The organism is Gemella massiliensis, from assembly GCF_900120125.1.
GTDB lineage: Bacteria > Bacillota > Bacilli > Staphylococcales > Gemellaceae > Gemella > Gemella massiliensis.
On record NZ_LT635546.1, the window covers coordinates 457,207 to 473,705 of the forward strand.

A 16,499-nucleotide genomic window follows, 5' to 3' on the forward strand; every position below is an offset into this window, starting at 1 on the left:
TTATTCTTCCCCTTTAAAATAATTTACACCATTTTTAAAAATATCTTGTTTTATTTTTATTGTATTAGTTTTATATAGAGTTTTTCCATAACGCTCACTATGCCCCATTTTTCCTAATATTAATCCATTTTCACTTATTAAACCTTCCGTAGCCAATAACGAACCGTTTGGATTAAATTTTCCGTTTAAAGTCGCATTACCGTTGAAGTCGCTATATTGAAAAGCAATCAAATGTTTGAATCTTTCAATATTTATTCCGACTACTTTTCCTTCACCATGGCTGAACACAACTTCATGTTGTTCGCCAATATTAAAATCTTGTAACCAAGGAGAATTTGTGTTGGCAACACGTGTAAAGGCTGTTGTGGAAATATGTTCATAGCTATCATTACGATACAAAGTTAAATCATCTTTTGTTAATTCTCTAATTTCTCCATATGGAATTAATCCCGATTTTAACAATGCTTGAAATCCATTACATATGCCTAAAATTAATTTTTTTTCAGCTAAATGTTTATGAATTGCATTTTTAACTTTAATATTTTTTAAGAAGTTAACAATATATTTAGCGCTTCCATCCGGTTCATCACCACTAGAAAATCCACCGGGGAACATAATAATATGTGACTTCTCAATAGCACTCACAAACTCATCTATTGATTCATTAATATCATTTTTACGGGTATTTCTTATAACTACTGTTGTAGGGGTAGCCCCCGCTTCTATAAATGCTCTTTCGCTATCATATTCACAATTTGTTCCCGGAAATACTGGGATAACTACTTTTACATCTTCTACATATTGAGGATAGTACACTTTTTTATTGTGTTCGGTATGTAGATTTTCAACAGTTCCTCTATCTTCATTTTGATATATTGGATAAATGTCATTTAATGTTTTAGTATAAGCATCGTATATTTCTGTACGCATAAATACTTCATTATTAATGATTATTCTTTCACTGACAACCCCTAATTTTTCAAAAGGTAATTCTTTTATCGATTCTACTACCAGTGATGCCGGATCAAAGTTTAAAATGTTATCTTTAGCTACTTCAAATCCCAAATCATTACCTAAAGACATTTTAACCAACGATGCAACTATGCTGCCTTCTTCTTGGGCATATGCTGAAACAATAGTTCCATCTTTAATATATCTACCTATTTTTTCATAATTTTTTAAAGTTTCTTTAATATTCGGGTATCCTTTTTCATCTTTTATTACAGGAATATGATACAAATGATTACCTATTGTTTTTAATTCCGGCGTTATAACATCTTCTATTTTTATAGGAGTACAAGCAAATGAAATCAATGTTTCAACTACATCTAAATTATTGAACGTTCCTGACATACTGTCTTTACCACCTATGCTAGGACGACCAATTTCTTTTTGAGCATAAATGCTACCCAATAAACTTTGAGTAACTTTTCCCCATTTTGTACTATCTTTACCCAATTTTTCAAAGTATTCTTGGAATGAGAAGTAAAGACTTTCTGTATTTCCTCCTACTGCATATACTTTAGCGACCGATTCTAATACAGCATATATAGACGATAAAAATGGTGAATAATGAGAAATTTTCGGAATAAATCCATAAGTCAAAATTGTTGCCGTATCACTTGTTGAATGGAGTGTCGGTAATGCCTGAACACTAGCTTGGACCGGTGTTAGTTTATTTTTTCCAGAAAATGGCATAAGCACCGTACTAACTCCGATTGAGGAGTCAAATTTTGATGCTAAACCTTTTTGACATGTAACATTTAACTCACCCAATTCAGATAAAATATTTTTTCTTGATACATTTTTATCTATAAAAGGATTTTCTCCCATATTATCTTTTAGTGTCGCTACTGCACATTGGCGAACACCGGCTGTTTCTAAGAAGTCAGCCCCCATATCTACTACTTTTTCCCCATTGTAATACATTTCCAAACAATGTTTATCAGTAACAGTTGCAACGTGAGAATACTCAATATTTTCCTTTTCACATTCTTTAATAAATTTTTCATAATCTTTCTTATCAATTGCCACCGCCATACGCTCTTGTGATTCACTGGTAGCTAATTCCGTTGCATTTAATCCTTGATATTTAGTTAAAACCTTATCTAAATGAATCTCTATACCGTCTGATAGCTCTCCAATGGCTACACAAACACCACCGGCACCAAAATCATTACATTTTTTAATTAGTTTCGTTACTTCCGGCTTTCTAAATAAACGTTGTAGTTTTCTTTCTTCGGGAGCATTACCTTTTTGTACTTGGCTTGACATTGTTTCCAGTGAATTATTAGTATGTTCAAGACTTGACCCACTTGCACCTTGAATACCATCACGTCCGGTACGTCCACCGATCATAACAACAATATCCCCGGCTATTAAACTCTCACGTTTATAATCACCGTCTTTAACCGCTCCAACGACAGCACCTACTTCCATATGTTTTGCCACATAACTGTCATCATATAGCTCTCTAACAAAAGTAGTAGCCAAACCAATCTGATTACCGTAAGATGAATTACCATGTGCTGTACCTTTAGCTATTTCCACTTGTGGTAACTTATACGCTAACGTATTTTCACGTTTTTGCAAAATATTTCCGCTACCCGAAATACGCATAGCTTGATAAACATAACTACGTCCTGATAACGGATCACGAATAGCACCACCGATACAGGTACTCGCTCCACCGAAAGGTTCGATTTCACTCGGGTGATTATGCGTCTCATTTTTGAATTGAATTAACCAACGTTCATTTTCTCCGTTATTTTTAATAGTTGTGAAGAAAGAGCAAGCATTAATTTCCTCACTAACTTCAATATTTTTATCTTTTAATACTTTAACATGATATTTACCGATAATACTAGCCATATCCATTAATGTTAAAGGTTTATCTTCTCTTCCTAAATCAGATCTAATTTTTAAATAATAATCAAAAGCGTCTTGCATTTCTTTTTTAAATAATTCCGATTTGATATTAACTTCTTCTAAAATAGTTTCAAAAGTCGTATGACGACAATGATCACTCCAGTAACAATCTAATACATAAATTTCAGTCTCTGTCGGATTACGTTTTTCTGATTTAAAATAATTTTGAATAAAAATTAAATCCTCTATATTCATTGCCAGTGAAAATTCTTTTTTTAGATTTTCTAAATCTTTTTTTGTAAACTCTAAAAAACCTGTTAAATTTTTTAAGGGTGTCGGCTCAGAGTTTAGATTAAATTCTAAAACAGATAAATCTTTTTTCCGTGCTTCTATAGGATTTACTAAATAATTCTCAATCAATTTTAGTTCATCTTCGGTTAATTTTTTGTCAAAAATAACTAGTTTTCCACTTCTTACTGTCGTTTTACTTTTTGCATCAAGCAACTTAATACTTTCTTCTGCACTGTCGGCCCTTTGATCATATTGAGCCGGTAGCACTTCATATGCGAAATATTTTCCGGTTTCTAATTCAATACTTTCAAATACTTCATCAACAACAATTTCAGAAAATACAGAAGTTTTTGCCAATCTATATGTTTTTTCATCTATATTATAAATATCATAAATAACGTACAACTTAACTTCTTCCAGTCCCAGATTGTATTCTAAGTTTAAATTTTCTTTAAGTTGCAATTCTTCTTTATTATATCCACTACGCTTTTTGACAAAAATTCGTTTATTGTTCATCATAACCTCCTAAAATGATATTTCCGTAAAAGTTAATATGCCCTACTTTTCTATTTTTACGCGGTTCTTTTTCATACAAATGTAAAAAACCATGCTTTTTTGTAATTAAATTTTTAAAATATTCTAAATCTTGACCGAGTATATTATATAAAGTTGTTTCTCTGTTTTGTATTTTGCCAACACGCAAACCGCAAATAGCCTCAATATGAGCTCTAAATTGACTCTTAGTAGCTGATTGCATTGTAATATGTCCGGAATTATGAACTCGCGGAGCAATTTCATTAAAAATTACTTTCCCGTTACTAATAAAAAATTCTACTGTAAGAACTCCAAAGTATTCTATATTTTCCAAAATTTTTCTTGTATATTCTATTGCTAAATTTTCTTGCTCTTCAGTTGCGGTAGTCGGAACTTTTGAACGAAATAATATATTATTTTTATGTTCATTTTCTACAACCGCAATTATTTGAATATCAAATTTATCTTTAACAGCTACAACCGATATTTCTTTATCCAATGTTATTAATTCTTCTAAAATTGTATATTGTTCAATCTCTTCTTTTTTAGAAATTATTTTTTGACCTTTTCCATCATAACCGAAGCGGACGGTTTTCATAAGATAAGTTTTTTCTATATCAATATTTGTGTCTTCTTCAATATAAATATAATCAACAGTTGGAATATTCAACTTATGAGCAAATTCTTTTTCATAGTACCTATGTTGCGTGATTTTTAAAACCTCAGCACTTTGAACTATATTATATATTTCCTCTAATTTTTCTAATACCATTGCATTAATATTTTCAAATTCAAATGTAACAACATCACTTACCTTACATAATTTTTCTATACTTTCCGTATCATCAAACGATGCTTCAATAAAAATATCACTGAATTGTTTTGCGCAACAATCAAAACTCGGGTCTAAAATAGCAATTTTATACCCCATTTCCTTGGCACTCATAGCCAACATTCTACCCAGCTGTCCACCACCAATAATTCCTATAGTTTTTTCCGGTAAAATAGTTTTAATCATAATGTCATCTCTTCCAATACTATTCTTTCTTGTTCTCGTTTAAATTCTTCATATTTATCAGCATATTTTTTATTAGTAATTCCTAATATTGATAAAGCACTTATTGCAGCATTTTTTGCTCCTGCAATACCTATTGCCATAGTTAAAACCGGAACACCTGCCGGCATTTGTACTATAGAATACAAAGAATCTACTCCACTTAAAACACTGGACTTTATCGGAACACCAATTACCGGTAAAGTTGTCATTGATGCAACCATTCCGGGTAAATGAGCAGCACCGCCTGCTGCCGCTATTATTAGTGAATAACCATTTGTTCGTGCATTTTTTGAAAAATTAACCAATAAATTTGGTGTACGGTGTGCACTAACAACCTTTTTATCATAAGGAATCTCAAATTCATCTAATAATTTACATGTTTCTATCATTGTTTTATAATCCGAGTTTGAACCCATAATAACAGCTATTTTCATACATTAAACTCCTTTTTTACCACTAACGTCCGTTTTATAATAACATATCTTAACAATATAAATTTTAATGTCCGTTTATATTTTAAATTATACTCCCATATATAAATTAAATCAAGTATAAAACGTATTTTTTTATTTTATTTTTAGTATTTCATTTCATAATATGAACTTTTATAATAATATTCAATAAAAAATATATATTTTACACATTAATTATTAACAATTAAATATTTTATATTTTAAAATAATTATTTGTATTGGTTAATATATGGTTATATACAAAATTCTCTGTTTTATCGTTTTAAAACGTATATATTATTTTATAAATATTTTAGCAATAGTCAGTAGTGGTATGAACGCCTACAACTAACCTAGGTTAATTCTAGAATTTTTAAGCATCTATGATGCGTAAAAATTCTAGAATTAAGGTGTGCAAGGCTACTCTAATCTTTACGAACAAAGTGAGTAAAAGATTAGTTAGTAGCTACTGCCACGGGTCAGCAGTTGATACTAACGTATCATCTGCAACCTATGGTTTTGACGATACTAGTGTCTTTGCATACGTCACTTCTAATATTTATGATGTGCAAATAGCACTCATAAATAAAGAATTGTCGCATAAAATTCTCCAAAAAAATACCTTTATCATTTTTCTATTACCACTACAAACATTGCTATTAGGCTCGTTGCTATTCTTCGTGGTGGATTTCTTAAAATTGTATCCCCACTATATAATCAGCAACAAAAAATATTTTGTATATAAATATATAATAAAAAAGCAGTATCGCTACTGATACTACTTTATATTTTTCCTCAATAATTCTACCATATGGTTGTTAGCAATAAATTCAACATCATTTTTTAATGGTTTCCACTCATAATTTCCATACTTATTATCTAATGCAGCTTTAATTAAATAATCAGCCACATTAGGATTTTTTGGTAAAATTGGTCCGTGAAGATATGTGCCTATTAAATTATTATACAATAATCCTTCTTTTTTATCATAATCATTATTTCCAAATCCAACTATAACATTACCTAGCGTATTATAATTATGATATGTTCTACCTCCGTGATTTTCAAAGCCGACGATATTTCCAAACATTTCCGATTCAACTAGTATATTCCCTATTAAACGTGGTGCATCTTTCTTCGATTCCGTATAAAAATTTAAAATATTTAACCCCGGCAATTTAACACCATCCACAGTTTTGTAATATTCCCCTAAAAATTGATAACCTCCACAAATAGTTAATGCCGGCACTCCGGCTTCTATGGCTGACTTAAACTCATTTTTTATCTTAGAAAATTGTTCAGTTGCAATGCACTGTTCTCTATCCGAGCCACCACCAATAAAGAACATATCACAGTTTGATAACTTTACACCATCCGTTGAAGTTATATTTTCTATTTTAAGATTTATACCACGCCATTCACATCTTTTTTTGAGTGCTATAACATTTCCAATATCACCATAAAGATTTAATTTATCAGGCATAAAATGATACAATTTCAATTCCATTTTAATTCTCCAATTCTTTTTGAGTTTCTATCAGTGCTGTATAATTCGGTATTACAATAGAATATTTTTCACTGTATTTTTTTAACCTCGCAACTGCCTCTTTTATATTTTCCAAAACTACTATATTGGCATTAATCTCACTGTATTTCAACCTTAATGCAAGTTCCTTGGCACGTTTACCTGAACAAATAATATTATTAATATTTTGAGATGCCAATATATTAAAATCAGTATCCCAAATCCATGAAATATCAAAACCGTCTGCACCGTTATCATTTAAAATCAATAAATAATTTATTCTCATATCTATTGTTTTTCCGATAGCTAATGAAGCGTTAAGTCCTGCCGGATTTTTAGCAAGGTTTAACAATGCAGTTGTTTTGCCGGTAATCTCAATACTTTGCATTCGCCCATTTTTAGAGGTGTAGCTTTCTAAACCTTTTTTAATTTTTTCTTTGTTTAATCCTAAAATATTTAACAAAGTATATGCTGCTAAGATATTGTAAATATTATAATCCCCGGCTAATTTCGTAGAGAAACTGTCTTCATTATTTACACTTAATGAAATAAAAGGTTTTAACTCAGCATAAGTTACTGTATAATCAGGATTAGGACGTGAAAATCCACAATTTGGACATTCATAATATCCAAGCTGACTATAATGAATATAACTATAAGTTAACTCTGTTCCACAATTCGGACAAAATTTCGATTCAGAAATTCCATAATCTGAAAATTTATACGCATCTTTACTTATACCAAAATATATATTATTTTTTCCGTATTTAGCAAGTCTTGTTACAAAAGGATCATCACTATTCAAAATAAGTTGAACATTTTTACCTTCTAATTGCTCCCCTATTGTTGCTATTAAAGTATCAATTTCTCCAAAACGATCTATTTGATCTCTAAAAAAATTATTAATAACAAACCTTGTAGGTGTTATATACTCCATTACCCTTTTTATGGATCCTTCGTCTATTTCTATAATTGCTAACTTTGTATTATTATTTGACTGAACAGCAAATGTTGAAATAATTCCATCCAGCATATTAGCTCCCTCAAAGTTATTTACAAAATTTATTCCCGCTTTTTTTAACGTATGTCCTATTAAATTAGAAGTTGTCGTTTTACCGTTAGTACCTGTAACAAAAACTATTTCATCAAATTGTTTTGCTAGCTTTACTAAAATATTTTTGTCTAATTTTCTTAGTACTTTTCCCGGTAAATCTGTTCCTTTTTTCCCAACAAGTTTACTTGTATTTCTTGTTAATTTTGCTAAATTTTTATAAAATGATAGCATTGGTTCTCCTTAATCTACAAACTATTTAAAGACGTATCAAATTTATAGCCAATACCCCAAACAGTAGTTATCATTTGTGCTACTTTAGGGGAAATTTTAGCTATTTTTTTTCTAACCCTCTTTATATGTGTATCTACAGTTCTAAGATCCGTATAGAAATCATAATTCCAAACAGCTCTCAATATTTCATTTCTCCTAAATGCTTTATCCGGCGATTTCGCCAAAAACATCAGTAAGTCAAATTCTTTCGGTGTTAAAAATATCTCGGTATCATCTACGATAACTTTATGTGAATTAACATCAATTATCAATCCCGGGAAAACTAAGACATCTTTTGTATATAACTCCGGTGTATAAAATACACTTCTTTTTGTTCTCTGTAGAATAGCATTCACCCTTAACATAAGTTCTCTTGGACTGAACGGTTTTATCACATAATCATCAGCACCAAGCTCAAAACCTTCCACTCTACTTTGCTCATCAGCTTGTGCTGACATAATTATTACCGGAGTGGCTTTCGTTTTTCTAAGTTCGGTTAATATAGTTTTCCCATTAAGCATTGGTAAATGAACGTCTAATAAAACACAAGAATAATCCATATATTTTAATCTTTCAAGTCCATCCTGCCCATTATCAGCCTCATCAACAATATATCCTTCCTTTTCAAGATACATCACCAATAATTTTCTAATTCTTTCTTCATCATCAACTATTAAAATTCTTTCAGCCACTTAAAAGCTCACCCCCTATAATCTACTTATCACCGTTTTTAGCCTTATTTATTAATCTCTTAACTTCATGAATAGTTAAAATGCGATATTCACCTTTTCTTAACCCCTCCAAAGTTAAATCCTCAATTGATTCACGTTTTAATTTTAATACTTCATAACCCAATGCTTCAAACATCTTTCTTATCTGTCTATTTTTTCCTTCATGAATAGTAAGTCTAACTAAGGTGTTGGAACTTTTATTTTTATTTTTTACAATACTTACTTCTGCCGGAGATGTTTTATAATCATCTATTTTTACTCCGGAACGTAGTATTTTTAAATGTTTTTCCTCTAACTTTCCATTAATTTTAGCAATGTACGTTTTTCTTATTTTATGACTTGGATGTGTAATGAGATTTATAAATTCTCCGTCATTTGACATTATAAGAACACCGGATGTATCATAATCTAATCTTCCTACAGGTACTACTCTTTCATTTACTGCTTCAAAAAAGTCTTTAACACAAGTTCTTTCTTTCTCATCCGCCATAGAAGTAATTACTTTTTCCGGTTTATAAAATAAATAATACCTTTTGTTTTCTTTTAAAAGCCTTGTCCCCTCCACAATAATTATATCACTAGGTTCTGCTTTTGCACCTAATTCTCTTACTACTGAACCATTTACACTGACCTTCCCATCCAATATTAATTGCTCAGCTTTTCTTCTTGATGTATATCCTGAGGCAGCTATTAATTTTTGCAGTCTTTCCGCCATTTTATATCTCCTAATCTTTTAAAAATTTGGTTAATTCATCTTCATTAATAATTTCTGATTTCGGCAATTCTTCCAGACTTTCTAACCCAAAAACATCCAAAAACAATTCCGTTGTTTCATATAATTTCGGTTTCCCGATTGTGTCTAGTGTTTTATTTGATACAATTAATTCCTTATTTACAAGAGAGTATATTATAGTATCACTGTTGACACCTCTTATTTTATCAATTTGAGTCTTTGTTATTGGTTGATTGTACGCTATTATTGCCAATGTTTCGAGTGAAGATTTTGATAATTTTACTAAATTTTTTGAAACAATAGCCTTTTTTATCATATTATATATTTCATCTTTTATCAACATTTTATATAATGAACCATATTTTTTAATCGTTAAAGAATTATTCTTTTTATTATATTCTTCACAGAAAACATTAAGCATATTTTGTGCTTCGGCACTGTCTATTTCCATAAAAGTAGAAAAAAATTCTATTGAAACTCCATCTTCTCCTTTCATAAAAAGAAGTGCTTCTATTGTTTTTCTTGTTTCATCTAATAGCATATTATTCTTCCTTTATTAAATATTTTAAATTTATTTCATTATCATCGATAATACACAGCAAATCCTGATCTTTTATCATACCTAATATACTAATAAAAACAAGAACAATCTCCTGTTTTGTATCATAATAACTAATTAGCTCGGAAAAAAATATTTTCTTTTTTATTTTAAAAATATTAAGTAAAGTGTGTTTCACCTTTTCTAAAGATAACTCACTTCTATAGCTAATTAACGTTTCTTCCGTATTATTATCATAAGATTTTAAAACTTTTTCCATAGCTTTTAATAATTTATCAGAAGTAATCTTTAAATTTCTTACGCTGGATTTATCTTCTATATTATGGCTTTCTTTATCTAAAAATAATTCTCTTTGCTGTTTTAAATTTTGAAGTTTAATACTTAATTCTTTATAATTTTTGTATTCTATCAACTGCTGTACTAATTCTTCTTCTGTTTCTTCTGAATTTATTTCATCAAAAACCGGTAACAAATTTTTACTTTTTATGTGGAGTAATGTTGCTGCCATTACTATGTATTCTTCAGCATTTTCCAAAGAAAATTCTTCCGTATTGTTTATATATTCCAAATAGCTTTCCGTTAATTTTGCCATTGGAATATTATAAATATCTATTTCCATTTTTTCTATTAGATGCAATAATAAATCAAGCGGTCCTTGAAATACTTCTAATTCAACATTATACATTATAAAATCCTTATCTTATCGATTTTCTCGGATGATTTGACAACATTCTTTTTACATTTTTTTTTCGTTGTAATTTTCTAAAATGTAATTTTAAACTGTGAATATTTTTTAAACCTAAAATTTCCTGAACTTCTTCAGCCGGAATTTTATCTTCTAATAGGTGAATTGCTAAAGAATTTCTAAAATTCATAGTATTCAATTCTTTAGTTAGTCCCAGTTCTTGTTGACGTTTTTTGAATATTTTCCAAAATCCTTGTCGACTTATTCCCTCTCCATCATGATTTAAAAATAATTTACACTGATCATCTATATCAAATTTATGTTTTTTTAATTCTTCTATATAATTTTTTATAGAAACTATAGCTTCTTCATTTAGTGGAACAGTTCTAACACCATCCTTAGTTTTATATTTTAAATATCCTATTTCTAAATTCACATCTTTTATTTTCAGATTTATACATTCAGTTGGTTTAATTCCAATAGAATATGATAATTCAAAAATAGCTTTATCTCGATAATCATTTAAAGTACAAGGTTCGATATCTAAAATTCTTGAAATTTCTCCTCGTGTAAAAATAACTAATTCGTCTTTTTCTTTTTTATCTATTTTTATATTGATATTTATTCTATCAGAAATAATCTTCTCTTCATACAAATAATCAATAAAACCATGAATAGTCGATATAGTCCTTGATAACGTTGCAGAAGAATATTTGTTATCCTTTAAATAATCAATATATTCTATGACAAATGGTTCATTAAGCCAATTATAATTTTCTAAATCATAACCACCTTCTTCAAGGTATGCCAAAATTTTTTTTATATCTCTATCGTATGATTCAACGGTATTATCAGAAAAGCTTTTACTTCTCAATAAATACTCTTTAAAACCATTTAGTATGTTCTCATTCATAAAAATACCCCCCTAGTACTTCAAAACTATTTTCCCTAAAATTTTATTTCTATACTAAATTATAACATTGCTAAAACTTTATGTAAATATATATCATTATGCTTTTCTCGTAAAATCATTTTGAATAATTTTAACAAAGAAAATATTTACTATAATAACTATTATTGGAGTAAGTATCGCCTTGTGAAAAAAATATTTTGATACTGCCGCTCCAAAAACTACTCCAAATAAAAATACTGAAATAACCAAACTATAAATTAAAAATGGTAATTTACTATTCTTTTGTCTCAAAAATACATATCTATATAAATGTTCACTCATAGAGCGTAAATTGCCCGTACAAAAAACACTGGCAAAAGCAAGATTATTAACTTTTCTAAAACCGTCAAATTGTATTGCACAAATAAACGAAATTACAATCGGTCTAATATCAATACCGAAAATTGTTTGCTTAAGAAAAATAAAAATCAATGCAAAAATTTGAGTAAACAAAAGCATATATATATGTTTAAACATTGATAACTGTTTGTATTTAGATTCAAAACTTTTACTTACCAATACACCGACAATAAACGAAATAATTGGCACGGTATAGTGAATAACTTCTGAAAAATTTCCGTCAACTATCCCTATTCCAACAAAAATTAAATTTCCCGTTTGTGCATTGGCGAATATTCCTCCACAATTAACAAAGGTATATGCATCAAAAAAACCGCCAACTACCGTTAATAGTAAACAGAAAATTAATTGTTCTTGTACCGGAAGATTTTCTTGTATTATATTTTTTCCTAATTTCATACTTTTTCCTTCCTTTTAAACTTTAATCAAATAAAACATCCCAAGTCTCTTGATTATTATAGCAATCAAAACACATTTCTAACTGTTTATAAGTAGTACGTGTTATTGATAAATCAGGCAGATTATCCAAAGAGAAAAACTTAGCATCAGCAGTTTCTGTATTATTTTCAAATTTGTGTTTAATATAATCACATAGAACAAATATTTTTACCATTCCAAATGGAAAATTCACATGATGGTGTTTATTATAATCAAATACGGCAATTAATTTTTTAGGATTAACTATTGCACCTGCTTCCTCACTAGCTTCTTTTATAACATTATCCCTTACAGATCTGTCAACATCTTGATACCCTCCGGGTAATGCCCACTTTCCGTCTAACTGCTCTTTTACCAATAGTATTTTATTGTCTTTTATTATCGCTGCTCTATTTTCAACTTTTGGGGTTTGATAGCCAAGCTCACCGGCAAAATTAATTTTTATTTTTTCCGGCGTAACATTATACTTATAACTTAACATCTCACAAGAAATTTCTCTAATTCTTTCAGCACGTTCTCTATCAAACTTATCCTTACTGTAGGCTAGTGAGCACTGTGCTAAAAATTGTAATTCTTTTGCCCAACTTTGCCATATTCCACTTTCATATACTCTTATCACATCTTCCAAATTTTTTATAAAAATTGAATTTTTTACATCAAGAAAATCATAATCATTTGAAAGTAAAAAAACGTTACTATACTTTGATTTTAAATTATGCTTATTATTTGTCAAAAATAATACGTTATTTTCTAATGTTTCTTTTCCATTAAAAAATTTATAATTTATATTTTTTTCATTAAATAAATTTAATAATTCTTCTGAAATGCTATTCCTCAATTCACCGTCAATTAATAATTTTTCGTACATAACCATCACCTCTATAACTTAATATTATATCACAAAAATTTTCTTTTATGTTACTTTATTAAATTTTTATTTTATAAAATAAAACGGTTTATTTTTGAAAAGTTAAAATTTATTTTATGTACATTTGTAAATGATGTGAGACAAAAAAAGTAAAAAATAAATACCAGATATAATAGAATTACATAGAAGCTAGCTTCTATGTAAACCGTATGAAGCCCCCGACGTAAATTACATTATTTGATTAGATTTGCCAGCTTTAATTCCTTAGAGAACATTTCAGATTTCTAAAACTTATTTGTCAAGGATTTGAAAAAGGCGTAGCCCTTGTCCTTGACAAATAAGTTGTGAAATCTATTATCTAACAAGGAATTAAAGCCGGCATATTTTTATAGACTCTTTCCGTAGCTCTTTTCTTTTTTCAACAGGAGAAAGCCAATTTAAAGTCTGCATAGGAAGACGGTTAGAGCGATATAGATACTTTTTCATCTGAGATATAAGATCATCATACGAAAAGAAAGATAAATGCCTGTAAAAACGTTCATTATCATTTCTATGACTACGTTCAACCTTACCGTTATGTCTAGGAGTTCTAGGTCTAATAAGTTGATGTTTAATGCCAAGATTATTACACAATACATCAAAAGGGTGTATTCGTTTAGTATCTTTAAAATGCGTAAATTCAAAACCATTATCAGTTTGAATTATCTTAGGTTTATACCCAAAATAATCAATAGCCATTTTAACAAATTGAACAGTAGANTGCAGCTATTCTTGTTTGTAAAGTATGAGGTATATATCGTTGTGTTTTTTCTATATTTTCTGTTATAATAGTTTTCATAAGAGTAAATTCCTTTTTTTGATTTGTAGGTAACTTCATTATACAGGATTTACTCTTCTTTTTTTATTATATGTCTCACATCTATTGTAACACTACATTTTGAAAAGTTAAAATTTATTTTAACATCTTGTAACTTTTTATTATTAGTTGTATAATAGGAGTGTAAACATATTAAAGGAGGGATTAGAATGAGATTTTTAGTTTCACTAATCTGGGCATTTATCTTTTCTTTTGTCGCAATATTTATAATAACATCGATTTTAGGAAGCAACGGTCAAAGTTATTCTGTACAAAATTGTGCTATTTTAGCTGTAATATTTACAGTAGCGGTTGCGTTATTAGAACTTTTAGGATTTGATAGAAAACGTAGTGAATAAGATATAAGTAATAATTTTATCAAAAATTTAGAAGAAAAGAAGTAAAGTTTGTTCTTCTTTTCTTTTTATTTAGAGGGGGATAAATTGGTGAAACGTGTTTTAGCTACCATGTGTTATATAGATGATGGTGAAAATTTTCTTATGCTCAAGAGAACAAAGAAAAAAAATGATATTCATGAAGGATTAACTATTAGTGTCGGCGGAAAATTTGAAGCGGGCGAAAGCCCTGAAGACTGCGTTATTAGAGAAGTAAAAGAAGAAACTAATCTTAATATTACAAAACCACGTCTTAGAGGAATAATTTCATTTCCTTTATTTGATGGCGAGAAAGATTGGTACACTTACGTTTTTACTGCTGATAATTTTAGCGGAACCCTAACAAAAAATTGCAATGAAGGTGATTTAGTTTGGGTGAAAAAATCGGAAATAAACAAAATAAATACATGGGAAGGTGATTATATTTTCTTAGAATGGTTAGTCACTAATAAACCATTTTTTTCAGCAAAATTCAATTATATAAATAAAAAATTTATTAATTATAATGTTGTATTTTATGAATAAAGGAGACTACAATGAATATAGAATTAAATAAACTATTTGAAAAAAATTTTTTAGTAGAAAAACAACACAGTGCTAAAAATATGAAAAGCGGTGATCTGGAAGTTTTAGCTACACCTAGTTTAGTAGCCTTTATGGAAGAGGCTTCAAAAGAGTATCTAAATACTTTTTTAGAAGATGGTTACGGTAGTGTTGGAATTAATATAAATATAAATCATATTGCACCTACTTTAATTGGTAAAACCATTTTAGTCAAGGGATGCATAAAAGAAATAATAAGAGAAAAAATAATTATTTTCTCTCTTGAAGCGTTTGAAAATAATAAAAAAATTGGCGATGCTAATCATATAAGAGCAATTATAGATAATGAGAACTTCATGAAAAAATTACTTGATAGTAATTAGTATTATTTAACTATTAAACTCATAACTATAACGCATAATAATACCCCTTTTACTGGACAAACCAGTAAAAGGGGTACATATCAATTCTTCCATGCTTGTATTTATTATACAACCTGAAAATTTATATGAAGCACGATTTTTTCATGCTTCATATAATTATACACCTCTTTAGGTTATTACATTTTTTCCAATTCTCTAGCTATTCTATCTATTTCATTGATATTTAAAAAACTATTCGCTATATAAGTTCCTTTTTTTTCTCCTACAGAACGCTCAACAGCATTAGTCATTAAATCCGTAAAAATTTTAACTCTAGTTACTTTATTCTTGATTTCATCTATCTTAGCATAATCCGTAATTTCTGCTGATAAATTTTTAAAATAAGAAATTTCTGAATTTACCTTCTCTTTTATAGTGTTAAATTGTTTTACCCTTTCGCTAATATCACGATTATTATTCAAATCTGTTTCGATAGTCCCTGCCAACTCATCAAATCTAATTAAATTTTTCGAAAAATTCAAAATTTTACCTTTTATAAAAAATTCAGAGTATTTTGTTTTATTAATTGAATAATTTTTATCAGTAACATTTTTAGTGTTAAATGATACCATATTGCCATTTTTTGAAATAATTTCTACGTTAAAATTTTTACCATTAAATTCATTAGCTGATAATTTATCTCCGGAAATTTGTTTTCCTGAAAGTGAATTAAGTTTTAAAGATTTAATAATTGTATTGAAACTCTCGTTATCAATAATTTCTTCATTAGAATAAATTATTAGCTTATTATCATTAACATTAAATTCTGTTTTTTCTAATTCTGATATAGTTACAGAATTTGTAATATTTTCTAATTGTTCTTTTGAAAAGTTTCCCTTATTAGTGCAACCTTGCAATGTAAATGCAACTGCTATTAATATTAATATGTATTTTTTCATAGCTTGT

16 protein-coding genes and 1 pseudogene are annotated in these 16,499 nt (G+C 28.7%); 3 read left to right on the forward strand and 14 right to left on the reverse strand.

The window, feature by feature from the left end; all coding sequences use genetic code 11:
* The 13 genes and pseudogenes from BQ7358_RS07160 to BQ7358_RS07220 form a co-directional block, all read right to left on the reverse strand.
* Entirely contained in the window at positions 1-3,675 is a 3,675-nt protein-coding gene (locus BQ7358_RS07160) for a phosphoribosylformylglycinamidine synthase (protein ID WP_072520408.1), read from the reverse strand.
* Positions 3,665-4,711 (reverse strand): 5-(carboxyamino)imidazole ribonucleotide synthase, encoded by a 1,047-nt coding sequence (locus BQ7358_RS07165; RefSeq protein WP_062173401.1) that lies wholly within the window; start codon positions 4,709-4,711, stop codon positions 3,665-3,667. The genes BQ7358_RS07160 and BQ7358_RS07165 overlap by 11 nt, the downstream gene beginning before the upstream one ends.
* Complete coding sequence (purE, locus tag BQ7358_RS07170) at positions 4,708-5,184, reverse strand: 5-(carboxyamino)imidazole ribonucleotide mutase (protein ID WP_072520409.1); 477 nt, start codon at positions 5,182-5,184, stop codon at positions 4,708-4,710. The genes BQ7358_RS07165 and purE overlap by 4 nt, the downstream gene beginning before the upstream one ends.
* 796 nt (positions 5,185-5,980) lie before the next feature.
* Positions 5,981-6,709 (reverse strand): type 1 glutamine amidotransferase, encoded by a 729-nt coding sequence (locus BQ7358_RS07175; protein WP_062173397.1) that lies wholly within the window; start codon positions 6,707-6,709, stop codon positions 5,981-5,983.
* A gap of 1 nt (position 6,710) precedes the next feature.
* Entirely contained in the window at positions 6,711-8,012 is a 1,302-nt protein-coding gene (locus tag BQ7358_RS07180) for a Mur ligase family protein (protein WP_062173395.1), read from the reverse strand.
* A gap of 14 nt (positions 8,013-8,026) precedes the next feature.
* Positions 8,027-8,743, reverse strand: a complete 717-nt coding sequence (locus tag BQ7358_RS07185; RefSeq protein WP_021752818.1) for a response regulator transcription factor — start codon at positions 8,741-8,743, stop codon at positions 8,027-8,029.
* 22 nt (positions 8,744-8,765) lie between these two features.
* Complete coding sequence (locus BQ7358_RS07190) at positions 8,766-9,497, reverse strand: pseudouridine synthase (RefSeq protein ID WP_072520410.1); 732 nt, start codon at positions 9,495-9,497, stop codon at positions 8,766-8,768.
* A gap of 10 nt (positions 9,498-9,507) precedes the next feature.
* The gene (gene scpB, locus BQ7358_RS07195) at positions 9,508-10,056 is read right to left on the reverse strand and encodes an SMC-Scp complex subunit ScpB (protein WP_062173391.1); all 549 of its coding nucleotides are present in this window, start codon (positions 10,054-10,056) and stop codon (positions 9,508-9,510) included.
* Between the two features lies 1 nt (position 10,057).
* Positions 10,058-10,759 (reverse strand): segregation and condensation protein A, encoded by a 702-nt coding sequence (locus tag BQ7358_RS07200; protein ID WP_062173389.1) that lies wholly within the window; start codon positions 10,757-10,759, stop codon positions 10,058-10,060.
* A 10-nt stretch (positions 10,760-10,769) separates the two neighbouring features.
* Positions 10,770-11,672: a tyrosine-type recombinase/integrase gene (locus BQ7358_RS07205; protein ID WP_072520412.1), complete on the reverse strand. Its 903-nt coding sequence runs from the start codon at positions 11,670-11,672 to the stop codon at positions 10,770-10,772.
* 96 nt (positions 11,673-11,768) lie between these two features.
* A complete protein-coding gene (locus BQ7358_RS07210; protein WP_062173386.1) occupies positions 11,769-12,470 on the reverse strand; it encodes a YoaK family protein in 702 nt (233 codons plus the stop codon).
* A 22-nt stretch (positions 12,471-12,492) separates the two neighbouring features.
* Positions 12,493-13,377: an NUDIX hydrolase gene (locus BQ7358_RS07215; RefSeq protein WP_072520413.1), complete on the reverse strand. Its 885-nt coding sequence runs from the start codon at positions 13,375-13,377 to the stop codon at positions 12,493-12,495.
* Between the two features lie 369 nt (positions 13,378-13,746).
* Positions 13,747-14,136, reverse strand: a pseudogene (locus BQ7358_RS07220) (integrase core domain-containing protein); the annotation flags it as partial.
* Between the two features lie 267 nt (positions 14,137-14,403).
* Here BQ7358_RS07220 and BQ7358_RS07225 point away from each other — a divergent pair.
* The 3 genes from BQ7358_RS07225 to BQ7358_RS07235 all read left to right on the forward strand — a co-directional run bounded on the left by BQ7358_RS07225 (position 14,404) and on the right by BQ7358_RS07235 (position 15,554).
* On the forward strand, positions 14,404-14,592 hold the full coding sequence (locus tag BQ7358_RS07225; RefSeq protein WP_021752811.1) for a DUF2929 family protein: 189 nt from the start codon (positions 14,404-14,406) through the stop codon (positions 14,590-14,592).
* An 87-nt stretch (positions 14,593-14,679) separates the two neighbouring features.
* On the forward strand, positions 14,680-15,153 hold the full coding sequence (locus BQ7358_RS07230; RefSeq protein ID WP_106388777.1) for an NUDIX hydrolase: 474 nt from the start codon (positions 14,680-14,682) through the stop codon (positions 15,151-15,153).
* Between the two features lie 11 nt (positions 15,154-15,164).
* Positions 15,165-15,554, forward strand: coding sequence for a thioesterase family protein (locus BQ7358_RS07235; RefSeq protein ID WP_072520414.1), 390 nt, complete (start codon positions 15,165-15,167; stop codon positions 15,552-15,554).
* A gap of 176 nt (positions 15,555-15,730) precedes the next feature.
* On the opposite strand, the gene BQ7358_RS07240 is transcribed toward BQ7358_RS07235, so the two are convergent.
* Positions 15,731-16,492 carry a hypothetical protein gene (locus BQ7358_RS07240; protein WP_231723748.1) on the reverse strand — a complete coding sequence of 254 codons (762 nt, stop codon included), beginning with the start codon at positions 16,490-16,492 and terminating at the stop codon, positions 15,731-15,733.
* Positions 16,493-16,499 lie beyond the last annotated feature (7 nt).